This is a genomic window from Cyclonatronum sp. (genome assembly GCF_022565315.1).
GTDB lineage: Bacteria > Bacteroidota > Rhodothermia > Balneolales > Cyclonatronaceae > Cyclonatronum.
This window is the reverse complement of sequence record NZ_JAIUMX010000086.1, coordinates 1-15,128: the sequence shown is the minus strand read 5'-3', so window position 1 is coordinate 15,128 and position 15,128 is coordinate 1. Positions and strand designations below refer to the sequence as shown.

General features: G+C 52.4%; 13 protein-coding genes and 1 pseudogene. 4 read left to right on the top strand and 10 right to left on the bottom strand.

The window, feature by feature from the left end:
• Positions 1-369 precede the first annotated feature (369 nt).
• The 4 genes from LAT75_RS12120 (at position 370) to LAT75_RS12105 (ending at position 4,634) form a co-directional block, all read left to right on the top strand.
• Entirely contained in the window at positions 370-1,413 is a 1,044-nt protein-coding gene (locus tag LAT75_RS12120) for a hypothetical protein (RefSeq protein WP_291482933.1), read from the top strand.
• A complete protein-coding gene (locus LAT75_RS12115; RefSeq protein ID WP_291482932.1) occupies positions 1,410-2,684 on the top strand; it encodes an argininosuccinate synthase in 1,275 nt (424 codons plus the stop codon). Before LAT75_RS12120 ends, LAT75_RS12115 begins: the two co-directional genes overlap by 4 nt.
• Before the next feature lie 214 nt (positions 2,685-2,898).
• Entirely contained in the window at positions 2,899-4,197 is a 1,299-nt protein-coding gene (locus tag LAT75_RS12110; protein ID WP_291482931.1) for an argininosuccinate lyase, read from the top strand.
• Positions 4,198-4,352: 155 nt separating this feature from the next.
• Positions 4,353-4,634 (top strand): type II toxin-antitoxin system Phd/YefM family antitoxin, encoded by a 282-nt coding sequence (locus tag LAT75_RS12105; protein WP_291482930.1) that lies wholly within the window; start codon positions 4,353-4,355, stop codon positions 4,632-4,634.
• Between the two features lie 111 nt (positions 4,635-4,745).
• Here LAT75_RS12105 and tmk read toward each other — a convergent pair whose 3' ends face one another.
• The 10 genes and pseudogenes from tmk to LAT75_RS12055 form a co-directional block, all read right to left on the bottom strand.
• Positions 4,746-5,357, bottom strand: a complete 612-nt coding sequence (gene tmk, locus LAT75_RS12100) for a dTMP kinase (protein ID WP_291482929.1) — start codon at positions 5,355-5,357, stop codon at positions 4,746-4,748.
• Positions 5,358-5,454: 97 nt separating this feature from the next.
• Positions 5,455-6,207, bottom strand: a complete 753-nt coding sequence (locus LAT75_RS12095; RefSeq protein WP_291482928.1) for a PspC domain-containing protein — start codon at positions 6,205-6,207, stop codon at positions 5,455-5,457.
• A 183-nt stretch (positions 6,208-6,390) separates the two neighbouring features.
• Positions 6,391-6,981: a 5-formyltetrahydrofolate cyclo-ligase gene (locus LAT75_RS12090; protein WP_291482927.1), complete on the bottom strand. Its 591-nt coding sequence runs from the start codon at positions 6,979-6,981 to the stop codon at positions 6,391-6,393.
• 67 nt (positions 6,982-7,048) lie between these two features.
• A complete protein-coding gene (gene mgtE, locus LAT75_RS12085) occupies positions 7,049-8,395 on the bottom strand; it encodes a magnesium transporter (RefSeq protein ID WP_291482926.1) in 1,347 nt (448 codons plus the stop codon).
• A 267-nt stretch (positions 8,396-8,662) separates the two neighbouring features.
• On the bottom strand, positions 8,663-9,622 hold the full coding sequence (gene fmt / locus LAT75_RS12080; protein ID WP_291482925.1) for a methionyl-tRNA formyltransferase: 960 nt from the start codon (positions 9,620-9,622) through the stop codon (positions 8,663-8,665).
• A gap of 85 nt (positions 9,623-9,707) precedes the next feature.
• Positions 9,708-10,289, bottom strand: coding sequence for a peptide deformylase (def, locus tag LAT75_RS12075; RefSeq protein WP_291482924.1), 582 nt, complete (start codon positions 10,287-10,289; stop codon positions 9,708-9,710).
• 7 nt (positions 10,290-10,296) lie between these two features.
• Positions 10,297-10,728: a Holliday junction resolvase RuvX gene (gene ruvX, locus LAT75_RS12070; RefSeq protein WP_291482923.1), complete on the bottom strand. Its 432-nt coding sequence runs from the start codon at positions 10,726-10,728 to the stop codon at positions 10,297-10,299.
• Between the two features lie 39 nt (positions 10,729-10,767).
• Positions 10,768-11,121 (bottom strand): HU family DNA-binding protein, encoded by a 354-nt coding sequence (locus LAT75_RS12065; protein ID WP_291482922.1) that lies wholly within the window; start codon positions 11,119-11,121, stop codon positions 10,768-10,770.
• A gap of 270 nt (positions 11,122-11,391) precedes the next feature.
• A complete protein-coding gene (locus LAT75_RS12060; RefSeq protein WP_291482921.1) occupies positions 11,392-13,632 on the bottom strand; it encodes a bifunctional (p)ppGpp synthetase/guanosine-3',5'-bis(diphosphate) 3'-pyrophosphohydrolase in 2,241 nt (746 codons plus the stop codon).
• 150 nt (positions 13,633-13,782) lie between these two features.
• A pseudogene (locus tag LAT75_RS12055) lies at positions 13,783-15,128 on the bottom strand (penicillin-binding protein 1C); the annotation flags it as partial.

Here is a 15,128-nt window from a genome sequence, read left to right as displayed (position 1 = left end):
TTAATATAAGGCTGTTACCTTGCTGCTGTCACCCTAATCTGTCTTTTTTTATGTGCCTCCTCTTGCCTTTTGGCTTTTCAGAGTTTAGGTTGAGGGAAGTTACTCACATCATCATTTTTTTAAATGTCCGCATACTTCAGCATTCAACTCACCGCCGTTTCTGCATCGCCGCTCGCGATTGCCGAAGGTTCTGTTGTGTTGCGCCGCCGCTGCCGTACAGGGTGAGGTATGCCGGTACTTTTTGTATCCGATTTTCCCGCCCCGGTTAATTCACTTTAGCCGGGGCTTTTTTTTTGCCCGGCTTCAGGCCGAAACCTCCGAACCACAACGCAAGCCACTGCAATCAGTCATCCTCAAAACAGCTCACACATGTCAAACCTGCTCACCATCAGCGAATACCCGCTTGAGTTTTTGCAGCACGTGCTCGATCTCAGCGCCTATCTGGAAAAGCGGCGTAACGTGAAGCCGCTCGACGGCTCCACCATTTTGTTCTGCTTCGAGAAGCCGTCGCTGCGCACCAAGCTGGCGACCGAAGTAGCCGTGAATCAGCTGGGCGGCTCGGTGATTCACATTAGCCCGGAGGAGTTTCTGGGCGGTAAAATCCTGCACGCTACCGAAGACGCCCCCGGCATCCCGGAAGAGCGAGAGGCCCTCAAAGATACCGTCAAAAATGTGGCACAGTGGTGCGACGGCATTTTTGCGCGGGTTTTCAAACACGAAACACTGGAGAAGCTGGCCACCTTTTCGGACATCCCGGTCGTTAACGGGCTTTGCGACCGCCATCATCCGATGCAGGCGCTGGCCGATCTGTACACCATCCACGAGTCGTTCCGCAGCGACAAGCCGCTGCGCATCACCTTTATCGGGGATGCCAACAACGTGGCGTTTTCACTGATCGAAATCGGCCTCATTTTCGGGCATCACATGCAGTTTGCCGGCCCCATGCCCTGCTACTGGAACCGCGAGCAGCTGGCGCACTTTGCACAGCTCGCAGCCCGGCACGGCGGTACCTTTAGCCATGGCACCGACCCGCTGCCTTTTGTGAAGCAATCGGATGTGGTGTACACCGATGCCTTCATCTCCATGGGTCAGGAGCACGAATACACCCAAAAACTCCGGCACTTTGAGGGCTATCAGGTGAATGAGGCGCTCTTCGGCAAGGCCCCTGACCACGCCCGTTTCATGCACTGCCTGCCTGCACACCGCGGGCTGGAAGTGACCGACGCCGTTATCGATCATCCGAATTCGCTGGTGTATCAGCAGGCCAAAAACCGCATGGTAACGGCCAAAGGCGTCTTCGCCATTCTCTGCAACCCCGAGTACCGGCTCGAAAATCCGGTGCCGGCCACGGAACAGCATCCCTCTTCATCTTCTTCATCTTCCTTCAAAACCACTCAACTCATCGAATCATGATTCAGCACGCTGTCTATCACAAAGTTGCCTCGCATGAGGCCCACAAAGGAACCTTCGACACTTGTCTGCTGCTCTACTCCGGCGGACTCGACACCTCCGTGATGCTCAAATGGATTCAGGACACCTACGAATGCGAGGTAGTTGCCCTCACCGTAAATCTGGGTCAGCGGGCCGACAATATGGAAGCCATCCGCGACAAGGCCCTGAAGCTGGGCGCCAAAGAATGCATCGTGTACGACGCCCGCGACGAGTTCGCGCAGCTGTGCATGGAAGCCGTGAAAGCCAATGCCGACTATCAGGGCGGGTACGCGCTGGGGTGTCCGCTGGGCAGGGTGATGATCTCCCAAATCGCCGTAAAGATTGCCGCTGAATACGGCTGTGAGGTAATCGCACACGGCTGCACCGGCAAGGGTAACGATCAGGTGCGTTTTGAGGGCTACATCACGACGCTGAATCCGCAGGTGAAAATCATTGCACCGGTTCGCGAGTGGTCCATGGGCCGGGACGAGGAAATCGAGTACGCCATACAGCACGGCATCCCCGTGGAGCAGACCAAAAAAGCGCCGTACTCTTATGATGAAAACATGTGGGCAAACACCGGCGAGGGTGGCGAAATCGAAGATCCGCGGCTGATTCCGCCGCTGGAGAATATCCTAAAATGGTGCAACACCCCGAAAAACGCCCCCGACGAAGAAGAGCTTGTCGTGCTCGAATTCGAGCAGGGCATGCCGGTATCGCTCAACTATGAGGCGCTGTCCGCCACTGAAATTATTCAGCAGCTCAACGCCATCGGCGGCAAACACGCAGTGGGCTACTTCCACCTGATTGAAGACCGGATTGTGGGGCTCAAGGTGCGGGGCGTGTACGAGAATCCGGCGGCGCACCTGCTCATTCAGGCGCACAAAAACCTGGAACAGCTGGTCTCAACAAGGGAAGAAAACGAGCTCAAAACCTTCCTCGACACCAAATGGGCCTACCTGTGCTACGGCGCCAAATATTTTGAACCGGTGATGGATAACATCCGCGCCTTTCAGGACAAACAAAACGAGAAAGTGAGCGGCAAGGTCACCCTGCGGCTGTACAAAGGCAACTGCGAGGTAGTGGCCCTCGACTCGCCGTTTTCGCTGTTTGATGAGCACCTTGCGACCTTCAACAAATCGGCCGATTTTAATCAGAATGCCTCGGCCGGCTTCATCGAGCTGTGGAATCTGCCGCAGAAAACCGCGCATCAGGTGAGGCGCAGCAAGGTGACGGGGGTTTCCGCGCCGTAATTCTGTATATCCTGTTTCCGCGCAGGATGGAACCCTTTCGATCCCGGGTTCACGGTGGCTGACGCGTTTGGGGGACAGGCCGTGGGCTGTCTCTACGGGTGCGAAACCCATTTCGGCGCGTTTGGTTGTGGTTTTGGCGGTATTCCCGCGAGACTGTATTTGTATATTCATGATTCATAATTAAACATTAAACATTAAACATTAAACATCTTAAATGTCACTCTGGAACCCGGCTTCGGCATTGCAGCAAAATTCTGTTCAGGAAAAAATCCACGCGTTTACGGTTGGGGATGATTACCTCCTCGACCGGGAGCTGCTGCCGTGGGATGTGCGGGCCTCGCGGGCACACGCGCTCGGGCTGGTGAAGGCGGGCCTGCTCACCGAGGCGGAGGGCGAAGCGCTGCTGGCCGGACTGGCCGAAATCCTGAAGCTTTGGGAGGCCGGGGAATTCACGGTTGAGCCGCATCAGGAGGATTGTCACACCGCTATTGAGGCCTGGCTGACCGAAAAGCTGGGTGAGGCGGGCCGGAAGATTCACACCGGGCGCTCGCGCAATGATCAGGTGCTGGCCGCAATCCGCCTGTACGAGCTGCACGCTCTGGGGGAAATCAGGCAGCGGGTGCGCACCCTGGGCGAAACCTTTCTGAAACTTGCGAAGCAGGGTGAAAAGCTGCCGATGCCCGGCTACACGCACACACAGCCCGCGATGCTCTCCTCGGCGGGCATGTGGGCAGCCTCCTTCGCAGAACTGCTGTACTTCGACCTGATACAGCTCGGTTCCGTTGTGAGGTTGCTCGACCATTCGCCCCTGGGTACGGCGGCAGGTTTCGGGGTAAACCTGCCGCTGGAGCGGGATCTCGTGGCTAAAGAAGCGGGCTTCAGCGGGCTGCTGCTCAACCCGATTGCGGCGCAGAACTCGCGGGCCAAAATGGAAATTGCCCTGGTAAATGCGCTGGAATCGCTGGCTTCAAGTCTAAGTCAGTTCGGCACCGACTGCGTGACCTACGCGAGCAACAGTTTTGGTTTCTTCCGGCTGGATGATGCGCTTTGCACCGGCTCATCCATCATGCCGCAAAAGAAAAACCCGGACAGCGCAGAGCTGCTGCGGGCAACTGCGGGAGAGCTTACCGGCCTCGGGGCGAGCCTTCGGGCCGTGAGCCGGAACCTGGGCAGCGGCTATCACCGGGATATGCAGCTCACCAAAAAATACGCCATGCGCGCACTGGGCCTCACCCTTTCACTTCTGGAGGTGGCGCAGCTCATCGCCGAAGGCCTGCATTTCAACGCAAACAAGATGGCGGCTGCCTGCGGTCCCGAGCTGTTCGCGGCCGACCGCGCCAACGAGCTCGTACAGGGCGGCATGAGCTTCCGGGAAGCCTACTTCGAAATCAAATCGAAGCTCTCCTCGCTGGAAGTGCCCGATCTGCAGACCGCCCTCCGCGCAAAATCGCACCGCGGCGGCACCGGAAACCCCGAACTCGAAACCCTCCGAAACCGCCTGCACGCAGATTAAACAGGGCAAGACACGGGCTTTAAAATTATCTCCCCCCAAACACCATCCGCGCAAATCCGAAAAAACGGTACTACCTGCGTGCCCTTAATGCTTGCCATAAAGCATAGTAAAAAGTACACTAAAGAACATTTAAAGTACCACCAATTGGCACTATCATGGAATTTTCAGTTTCAAAAGACATCGAACCCCTTTCTGCATTCAGAAAGCATTCAGCCGAGTTTATTCAGCGCTTAAAAAAAGACAAGCAGCCCATCATTCTCACACAACACGGCAAAAGCGCAGCTGTATTGATGGATGTATCAGAATTTGAGCGCTTTCAAAAAAAATTAGCGATGCTCGAGGACCTGCTCGAAGCCAAACAGCAAGTTGAAGAAGGCCATATATACAGCATGGAAGAAGCCAAAGCGAGGATTGAAAAGCATCTCAAAAGAGACTGAACTGATACCCAAACACCCCGGCTTCAGCAAATTATCCCCAAACACCATCCGCGCAAATCCGGACAAATCCTCTAAATCCGCGTGCCATTAATGCGTGCCATTAACCAGGGCTCAGCGGATCATCCCCGATACCCGCTGCCAGATTTGCTGATGCAGGTCTTCGGCCTTGCGGGTCGCATCAAGCTGAATAAATCGGGCATGCGTTTTCGCCAGATACAGGAAGCCGTCGCGTACGCGCTCGTAAAACGGCTGCCCTGCAAGTTCCATGCGGTCGTGCCCGCCGGATTGCGCCATACGGCGCTGCAGGGCAACATCCACATCGAGATCGAGGAAGAAAGTAGCATCCGGCTCAATTCCCTGAGATGCGATTTTATTGAGGTGATGAATCTCTTTAATCGGCAGGCTCCCCCGCCCAAACCCCTGATAAGCGACCGTTGAGTCGTAAAAGCGGTCGAGAATTACGATTACTTTTTGCTGCAGCAGCGGGCGCACCCGCTCGGCAACAAGCTCTGCCCGCGCAGCCGAGAAAAGCAGCAGCTCCGTAACGGGATTCATCTGAACGTCGGGGTTCAGCAGCAGGCTGCGGATCATTTCTGAGAGATCGGTACCTCCCGGCTCTCTGAGTACTTCAACGGGAAGCTTCTCCCGCATCAGCCGTTCTTTAAGCAGCATAATTTGTGTTGTTTTCCCGCAGCCATCAATACCTTCAAATGAAATCAGCACGATCAGTAATCCTCGATTATAAAAAAGTTTAATACAGACAGCCCAATGTATCGCAGCTGATCTGCCCCCTTGTTGGGTTTCAGCACTTAACTGTACATCAATCCACCGGTTCTTTCCGGAGAATAAAGCCAAGTGCGAGGTAAAGAAAAAAGGTAGTTCCGTAAAATGCTACCGACAAAGCAAAAATAATGCGGACTAAAGTGGGATCTACATTCAAATATTCGGCAATACCTCCGCAAACACCCATTATTTTTTTATCTGTACGGCTTCGGTAAATTGTTTTTTTTCTGGTGAAGGCATAGGTGTCGTTTCTTTGTTTCTTTGCGCGGGCAGCATTTGCTACCCGTTCAGCGTAGGTGTTCCCAGAAAAGCTGTTGGCCTGAAAATCTCTGAAGTTTTCCCGCTTCTGTTTCTGTTTCTGCTCCTGCTCAAGCTCTTCAAAAGCATCTGTTTGCCTTGCGTCGGTATTACGCCCCCCTGTTTTAACTTTCAGAAGCGGCTCATCAAATTTTTCCTCACTTCTTTTGTCAAGCTTCCGCTTCAGGCCCGTCCAGCCAAGTAACACAAACAAAGCTGCGATCACGGGCAGTAGAATGTGGTTTGTGAAATTAATATCCGGTCCGGCCGGTATGCCCACCATCTGAAGCATCATCATAAAAGTAACGACGAGCATCACCCCTCCGAAAACAGAAGCCGCTCCCCGCAAGCCTTTATTCTTCTTTTTAGGCTTTTCTTTGGCAATAAACTGCCGGTACGCACGCTCGAGATCCTGATCAGAAATATTAAATTCCTGTTCAAGTTCAATCGCATCCTGCGGGTAATCTTTTTGTGATCTGCTTTTGGTTGACATGCCGTAAAAATAGGATTTTTCAGCTTAAATAGGCTTTATTATCATACAAAAATAACAAACGATTAAGATATGCCTTTCCGGTTTGTAAGCATACAGCCATACAGCCGGTTCATATGTGATCTGCTACGTGCCAACGGTTTCAAAGGTACAGTTGGAGATTGCCCCATCCCTTCCGCCCCGATATTATACCGTTGCACTCAGAAAGCGATTTTCAGTAATCACATGATTCAGCCTTACATCGTGCGGCTCAGAGGGTATTTGCTCAAAAATGCAGCACTCCATACACAAGCCTACTTTGAGTGCTGTTGTATTTTTCAGAAAGTTGTCGTAGTAGCCTTTGCCGTAACCGAGTCGGTTGCAGTGTACATCTGCGGCGACCATAGGCACAACGATAAGCCCGAAGGTATCGGGGTTTACCGGAATTCCGTTCAGGGGTTCGCTTACGCCCCAGCGGTTGGTCGCCCACCGCGTGCCTTCATCTACCAGGAAATGGGTGAGTGTACGGCTCTCAAAAGACATCACCGGAACAGCGATTTCTTTTCCGGCACGCAGCAGGCGGATTGCGAGGGTTTCGGTATCGATTTCATTTCGTAGCAGCATGGCTGAATACAGGTGAATTCGCGGGAAATCAGCCGTTTCAAACAGGTCCAGAAAACAATCCTGAATACGGGCGCAAGCTTCGGCCCAATCGTCGGTGCTGAGGGCCATACGGGTTTGCAGGGCACGTGCCCGAAGTGTTTTTTTCGCAGCAGTTATATCGTTTAATGGCATCATAAGCGTGTGTTAACCGGAAAAATATACCATAAAATCGAGCTAAGGCACCCTCTTTTCTCCGACAGGTTCAAAGATTAAAATACCAGGTTGCAATGCTGAAATACATCAGCACTCCGGCAATATCTGCCAGCGAGGTGATGAGGGGTGCTGAAGCCGTTGCCGGGTCAAAATTAAATTTCTGAAGCAGGAAGGGCATCGACATTCCCAATAAACTTCCAACTGTAACGCAGCATACCATTGTGAGGGCAACAACAAAAGCAACTTCGGGACCTGAGCGGAAAAAGCCTACGAGAGAAACAGCGACCCCCATAATAACGCCTATGGTAATGGCCACAAATATCTCCTTGCTAAACAGGCGGAACCAGTCTCTTATTTTCACATCGCCGGTAGCAAGGGCACGTACCATCAGGGTTGAGGCCTGCGAGCCGGCATTCCCGCCGCTATCGATCAGCAGGGGAAGGAAAAACACCAGCGCTACGACGGCTTCGATAGTGTCTTCAAAATAAGCGATGCCTGCACCCGAAAAGATGTTCATAAACACAAGTACCAGCAGCCAGGGCATACGCTTCAGGATCAGGGTTTTAACAGGTGCATCGCTGAGGCTGATGTTCATAAGGCCTACGGATCCCATTTTGTGAAAATCCTCCGTAGCCTCTTCCTTGCGAACGTCCATGACGTCATCGAAGGTAACGATACCGACCATTTTGTTATGGTCGTCAATTACCGGCATGGCGATAAGGTCGTACTCACTCAGGCGGTTGGCCACAACTTCCTGATCCTCATCTTCCCGGGCAAATACCACATCGGTATTCATAATATCGGCCATTTTGGTGCCACCTGAGTAGAGCAGCAGCTCTCGGAGGGTTACGATACCGGTAAGCCGGTTATAGGCATCTACCACATAGGCGTTATAAATGGTTTCGCGGTCTTTGGCAACCCGCCGGATACTCACAAGGGCTTCTTCGACCGTCATGGTTTCGCGCAGGGTTACGAACTCGCTTGTCATCACTGCACCGGCGGTTTCTTCCTCGTACAGGCTCAGGCGCATAATGTCTTCGCGGTCGGCTTCTTCGATTTTCATTAAAAGCTTTTCGCGCCTCTCTTCCGGAATCTGCTTGACAAGGTCAACACGGTCATCGTGCGGCATGAGCTCGATAATATCTGCGAGCATTTCATCCATATACAGTTCGGCAAGCTCTCCGGCTTTTTCCTTACGGAAATGACTGAGCACAATGGCCTGATTTTCAGGAAGGAAACGGTCAAGAATGGCTTTGGCATCTTCCGGTTCAAGCTCCGAGAGGCGCAGCCCTAAAACAGCCGGATGCAGCATTTCGCAGATGCGGTGCAGTTCTTCCTCATTATCAATGCCTTCACGCAACATCACATCAAGGCGTTCGAGATAAATATTTTTCATAGCACGTTCGGATTTAATTTTATTCGGAGGAGAGCCGGCCGAACGGGAAGCTCAACACCCTGTAATCGGGCTGAAGCCTGTCCGGCAGGCCGTTCATCAGGGCCTGACCGTTAACATAAGTCGTTTTAAGCAGTAGCTGCCGTTGCTGTCTTTATATTAATGAAAATTTAATATCGCATCAGGCAGGGGTACCGACCCGGCAGCGGTTTATAATACAGCTTTATAAACTATGTTTTAGCTACCCTAACTTCAAGGGTGAAATCAATCTTATAGCCCCTTTAAACGAAGGCTTCCGTTCCAGCCCCGGAAAAAATCGAGAGCCGGCATTTGCTTTTTACCTTCAAACCGAACCTCTCCCAAACATACAGCGTCTTCGCCACAGCGTACCAGAACCCTTCCTGCCGATACATCCTGCATAATACTGCCGGGCACCAAAGTCTGCAAAGGGTGTTCAGCCTCAAGGGTGACGGGCTGAGAGCTGAGTACCTTCAATCTTTTACCATCGAGCAGGGAGTAAGCTGTGGGGTACGGACTCAGCCCGCGTATTTGGTTATGAACCTGCACAGCCGTCCGGGAGAAATCGAGCAGGCAGTGTTCATCGTAAAGTTTAGGGGCAGGCGTTGCGGCGCTGTTGTTTTGCCGGGTGAAGGTTGCCGTGCCCTGTGCCAGCTGTTGTACTGCTTCAAGCAGGGCGCCGCTTCCAAGTTCCATGAGGCGGGCGTACACATCGCCGGTGGTTTCATTCGGCCCGACTGCTGTACGAACCTGTGTGATGATGCCTCCGGTATCAATTCCGGAATCGAGGCGGAAAACGGTACAGCCGGTTTCTGTTTCGCCCTGCATCACAGCATGATGGATGGGTGCCGCGCCCCGGTATTTAGGCAACAGAGAAGCGTGCACGTTCACTGAGCCAAGCTTTGGGACAGCCAGCAGGCTGTCGGGCAAAATTTTAAAGGCAACAACCACAAATAAATCCGGTGCAAGGGCTTTGAGCTGCTGCTCCAGATCCGTATTGCCACGGAGGCGGTCGGCATGCAACACTGGCAGCCCAAGTTCCAGGGCTTTTAACTTAACAGGTGTAGGCGATAGTGCACCGCCGCGGCCCCGTTTTTTGTCAGAGCCTGAAACAACGGAAACAATACGATGCGGGCTCTGCTGTGCGAGCCTGGTAAGGGAAGGCACGGCGAAGTCCGGCGAGCCCATAAAAACGATGCGCAGGGTTTTCATTCAAAAGCTGGTTTTGTGGGCATCATCCTTGCGAGAAAGACACAGGAAATAGCGTGGAAAGCAGAAAAGCGAAACTGCGGCAGGCTTATGCCTGCTTTGCAGCGGTTTCTGTTTTTGGCCTGATGGGGTAGCCGGCATCAACTTCGCCGGTTTCGACCAGGGTAAGGCGGCTACGGAGAAGGCGGCGGCGGAAACTGCCGAGATAATCGATAAACAACACGCCCTCGATATGATCATATTCGTGCTGAATAACGCGGCTCACCCATCCTGAAAAAGTCTGCTCCTGTGGTTTAAAATCGCGGTCGAGCCATTTCACCTGAATGGTTTCAGGGCGTGATACTGATTCACGGACCCCGGGTATGCTCAGGCAGCCTTCATCGGTTGCTGTTTTGAAATCACCAACCGGGGTAAATTCAGGATTAATAAAAACCATAGGCCCGAAATTTTCTTCCCCTTCTTCATCTTGGGTAAAGGGGTCGGCATCTATCACAAACAAGCGGACAGATTCGCCGATTTGCGGAGCGGCAAGGCCTACGCCCTGACCGTTGTACATGGTTTCAAACATGTTGTCGATCAGTTGCTGCAGCTCAGGGGTATTTTCCGTTAAAGCTGCGGCTTTTTGCCGAAGAACCGGGTCGTTATAGGTTACGATGGGTAAAATACTCATGAAATGCTTATCGGGTGTTTGGTTGCTGGTCTAAGAATTCTTGTAAGATAATACAGGCGGCGGTTGCATCTACAATCCCTTTTTGCTGCCGTTTCTTTTTTTTCATGCCCGAATCGATCATCTGCTGCTTGGCCATAACCGAGGTAAAACGCTCATCAACCAGGGTAACCGGAATTCCGGGAAAACGCGATTTCAGCCGTTTCACAAACTGTTCAACCATTTGGGTGGATGAGCCAAGCTGGCCGTTTTGCCCTACGGGCCAGCCTACAACAAAATGCCCCAAAGGGTTGCGGGCTGCAATTGCGTTTACTTTTTCAAACAAATCACGTTCCCCAAACGCACCAATCGGACTCGCGATGATGTGCATCGGGTCCGATTGTGCAAGTCCGGTTCTTTTTTGGCCTACGTCGAAGGCCAGAATACGGCTGTAATTTACCACAGGTTAAGCCAGCTAAGCGGTTCAGAAATCAGATTCCGCTTATTGCTGATCAACCGACTCAAGCGGCTGCCGGAGAAATTCTTTCAAAAGCTTGCTTGGCTTGAAATGGGTTTTACGGTGTTCCGGCACAAAAATAACTTCGTTGGTTTTCGGATTTCTTGCTTTTGGTTTGGCTTTGGTAAGTTTCACCTCAAAAACGCCAAAATCACGGATTTCAATTCTGCAGGTTGGGTTAGCTTCCATCATAGTTTCACGCAGTGCTACAATAACATCATCAACCCAGGGTTCAACCTGCACCATTGGAAGGTTTTTGGTCTCAGATATACGACGAACAATGTCCCGTTTTGTATAAGTCATGGCAATTCCCTTTTGTATCAATATTTTTGGATGCAACTGTAAGTGATTAATAACTTTGCCTTAATATAAGGCGAAATCCTCTCTGTTAGTTGTTAAATTTCAATAAGAGTACAAACAAACAGTTGATTTTATTATATATAGGTGGCCAAAAAAATATTCTTCAATCGTTTGATTAACTCTGTAAGCTCTAACAATTTAAGTATTTAAATACTATTGTATGAAATAGGGATGCACTTGGTCGGAGGCAAATTTAAGCACGGGTTAAAACCTATGTTTTTCTACCTGATTTTAGTGTTAGAAAAAGGATTATTCAAGTCGGTATGCGCTCTTCACACCCGAAACCTTTCTGATATTTGCAATTACGCTTCTCAGATGATCAAGATCCTCTACGTGCACTACAATGGTGCCTTCAAAGGTACCGTCATCACTTTCCACATGAATTCCCTTCATGTTGGTTTTGAGCTTATTGGAAAGCAGGTCTGAAAGATCGTTTACCAAACCCTGACGGTCTTCACCAATGACCTTTATCCCCCCAATAAATTTACCGCCGGTATTTTTGGTCCACTGTACTTCCTGAACTGCATTTTCGGATGTCTTCATCAAATGCATCAAATTACGGCAGTTTGAGCGGTGAATTTTCAGCAGGCCCTCCTTGCTCACATAGCCCATCACATCATCGCCGGGTATGGGTTTACAGCATCCGGCGAAGGAGTATTTAATATTACCCAGGTTCCCGTCAAGGGTAAGGGTATGCGCATTTGCGGTCTGCATGTCTTCAATCACTTCACTGGAGTCCAGCTTACGGGCCTGATGCAGGTTCACTTCCTGATCATCAGCTTCAAAACGTCCCTTGCTCAGAAACGTACGCACCGCTTTAACCAGTCGGTTGATTTCGTACGACTCATTCCCGATGGCAAAAAACATTGCCTGAATAGACGAGAAACCGAGCTTACGGGCAATACGCGCCAGATCCTGATCAGAAAGCTCGAACTTGTTGCGGTCTGCTTTCTTCTCCCAGGCTTCCCGCCCAAGATCCGAGATTTTCCGCTGTTCGTGTTTCAGAAACTGCCGCAGCCGTGCCCTTGCTTTGTGCGTAACCACATAATCGATCCAGTCAGGGTTCATGTTCGGCACCTTGCCGGTAACAATCTCAACCTGATCGCCGCTGCTGAGTTTGTGCCTGAGCGGCACCAGCCTTCCGTTCACTTTCGCAGATATTGCCCGCTCACCAATCTGACTATGAATATCAAAGGCAAAATCTATCGGCGTTGCCCCCTGCGGCAGTGTTCTCAGTTCGCCGTTAGGTGTGAACACATAAATTTCGCGTGAGTACAGGTTCAGCTGAAAATCTTTTACGAACTCCTGAGCCGACTCCGCACCGGGGTTTTCAAGCACTTCCCGAACCCAGTTCACGAATTTATCCAGGCCTTCACCGCCTTCGCTTCCCTGTTTGTATTTCCAGTGTGCAGCCAGGCCCTGCTCTGCAATTTCATCCATCTGCCGGGTGCGGATCTGAACCTCAACCTTGCGGCCACGCTTCGTAATTACCGTTGTATGCAGCGACTGATAGCCATTTGCTTTAGGTACAGAAATAAAATCCCTGAAGCGCTCAGGTATAGGCGTGTATTCATCCGTAATGAAGGAATAAACCCGCCAGCAGTCTTCTTTTGCGTGCGGCCGGTCTAATATGATGCGGATCGCAAACAGATCATAAATTTCTTCGAATGGCTTTTGCTGCCGCACCATTTTTTTATGAATCGAAAAAATATGCTTGGGTCTGCCCTTTATTTCAAAGTTAAAACCTGAGCGCTCCAGCTGTTCCCGAATCGGCTCCATGAACTCCCGAATGAAACTTTCCCGCATATCCTTTTTCTCTTTCAGGCGGCGGGCAATATACTTGTAGGCCTGCTCATCGGAGGCTTTAAGACACAAGTCCTCAAGCTCACTTTTTATGTTGTAGAGGCCAAAACGGTGAGCGAATGGCGCGTAGAGCTCGCTCGTTTCATTTGCGATCCGCAGCTGCTTGGGCTTGGGCAGGTGATGCAGGGTGCGCATGTTGTGCAGGCGGTCGGCAAACTTGATCAAAACAACCCGCAGATCGTCGGCCATGTACACCAGCAGTTTCATGAAGGTCTCAGCCTGCTTGGCCCCTTTGCTTTGAAAAAAACCCGAAATCTTGGTCAGCCCGTCAATCAGTTTCACCACGACTTCCCCAAAATGCTTTTGGATATCTTCGAGGGTCACAGATGTGTCTTCAACGGTGTCGTGAAGCAGGGCTGCTGCTACGGAAACATCATCAAGGCCAATCTCCTCCACTATAATAGCTGCTACCGCAAGGGGATGCAGGTAGTAGGGCTCACCGGAAGCCCGCACACCTTCCTTGTGCGATTGATAGGTGAGCTTAAATGCTTTGGAAATCAGCTGTTTATCATAAGATTTCAGATGTTTTTCGCACAATCGCAACAACTGATTCAGGTCGTTTTGCTGGACTTCCGGGAGGTTGTACGCTTCAAGATCCCAATTGATTTCTGGGTTGGACTCAGCCATGGATGCAAGACTTTCGGGTGACGGTATTTTAGGTAAAATATTTATTCAGTCCCTGTGATACAATCTGAATATGATTAATCAGTTGATTAAATCAGCGTAGGTTGACATAAGCTGCTGAAGCGGCGCATTCAGGGAATTGCCTGACCGGATTTACTGCCGCCGGTTTTCCATGATGGTGATGCGCCTGCTCAGCTGTAGCCCGTGCTCATCAACCAGGGTGAGCAGGTAGGTGCCGGGTTCGGGGGCCAGCTGCAGCTGATGCTGCCCGCTTGTGCTGCCGGCGAATTCGCCGTTCAGGTGCCAGAAGATGCGGGTATCCGGCCGCTGATGCACCGCCTCGAAAACAGTGCGCCCGCGCTGCCCGTCCAGCTCAACGGGGATGTAGATTTCGGCGCCCTCTGGCGGGTACAGCAGGTCGATGGCCGGCTGCGGTCCCTCATCGGGTTCACAGCCGGGCATCCAGGCAGGCAGGCTGCGGTAGGCGGGGTTCCGGCTGCGGTAGAAGTGCGCCATGGCCGGCGGCAGCACGAAGTAGTTTTCTGACTGCATCAGCGCCGGATCCGCGCAGCGGCTGTTCACGCGCAGGCCGCCCGCGGCATCGGTATGCACGCGGGTGTGGTAGGGGCAGGCCGGCGTTTCCAGGCCCGCCTGCGGTATGGCCTGCGCAGCGGTGTGCGTGCAGTCGGGCCCGGCACGGTGACCGCTGAGCAGGCAGATCTCTGCCGTGTGCATATCAAAAACCGGCTCGGGGAACCAGCGCGTTTCGCCAAGCAAACCGAACAGGCTGAACATCACCGGGGCAGCGGCCTGCACGCCTGTGAGGCCCGGGCGCCCCTCGCCCCCCGCATTTCCGACCCAAACCGCCACCACATATTCCGGGGTGAGGCCCACCGACCAGGCATCGCGGTGTCCGTAGCTCGTGCCCGTTTTCCAGGCGACCTGCCGGGCCGAGGCAAAGCGGCGCCAGTCCACTTCACTTTCAGGCCGGTTCACATTTTGCATGGCTTCAAGCATGGCCCACACCGCGCCGTGCGAAAGGGGAAAGCCGCTGTTTTCGGCAAGGTACCCATCACCCTGCAAAAAATGAAGCGGCTGCGCGCGGAACGGCGGCTGCTCCGACAGCCGGGCGTCGTAGCGGAGCAGGTGCCGCCCCAGGGCTGCGTACATGCCGGCAACATCCCAAAGCGTGGCCTCTGCCCCACCCAGAATGAGGGTTAGGCCGTAGTGATCGGGGGAACGGGTGATTGTGCTCAGCCCCAGCTCCTGCAGATAATAGTGAAAATCGGGCAGGCCGAAATCGCGCAGCATGCGCACCGAAGGCACGTTGAGGGAGCGGGAGACCACCTCCGAAGCAGGCACCGCGCCCATGTAGGTGCGGCTGAAATTCTGCGGACTGTACCCGGCTACCTGCGTTGGCACATCGGCGACGAGGGTGTTGGGCAGGATCATGCCCCGGTGCAGCATGAGCGCATAGAGGGCAGGCTTGAGGATGCTGC

Coding starts and splice junctions, on each gene's coding strand:
- LAT75_RS12095 (WP_291482928.1), bottom strand. CDS start 6,207: ATGTCAACCAAAAGCAGATCACAAAAAGATTACCCGCAGGATGCGATT.
- LAT75_RS12090 (WP_291482927.1), bottom strand. CDS start 6,981: ATGATGCCATTAAACGATATAACTGCTGCGAAAAAAACACTTCGGGCA.
- fmt (WP_291482925.1), bottom strand. CDS start 9,622: ATGAAAACCCTGCGCATCGTTTTTATGGGCTCGCCGGACTTCGCCGTG.
- mgtE (WP_291482926.1), bottom strand. CDS start 8,395: ATGAAAAATATTTATCTCGAACGCCTTGATGTGATGTTGCGTGAAGGC.
- LAT75_RS12120 (WP_291482933.1), top strand. CDS start 370: ATGTCAAACCTGCTCACCATCAGCGAATACCCGCTTGAGTTTTTGCAG.
- LAT75_RS12115 (WP_291482932.1), top strand. CDS start 1,410: ATGATTCAGCACGCTGTCTATCACAAAGTTGCCTCGCATGAGGCCCAC.
- LAT75_RS12060 (WP_291482921.1), bottom strand. CDS start 13,632: ATGGCTGAGTCCAACCCAGAAATCAATTGGGATCTTGAAGCGTACAAC.
- LAT75_RS12105 (WP_291482930.1), top strand. CDS start 4,353: ATGGAATTTTCAGTTTCAAAAGACATCGAACCCCTTTCTGCATTCAGA.
- def (WP_291482924.1), bottom strand. CDS start 10,289: ATGAGTATTTTACCCATCGTAACCTATAACGACCCGGTTCTTCGGCAA.
- LAT75_RS12110 (WP_291482931.1), top strand. CDS start 2,899: ATGTCACTCTGGAACCCGGCTTCGGCATTGCAGCAAAATTCTGTTCAG.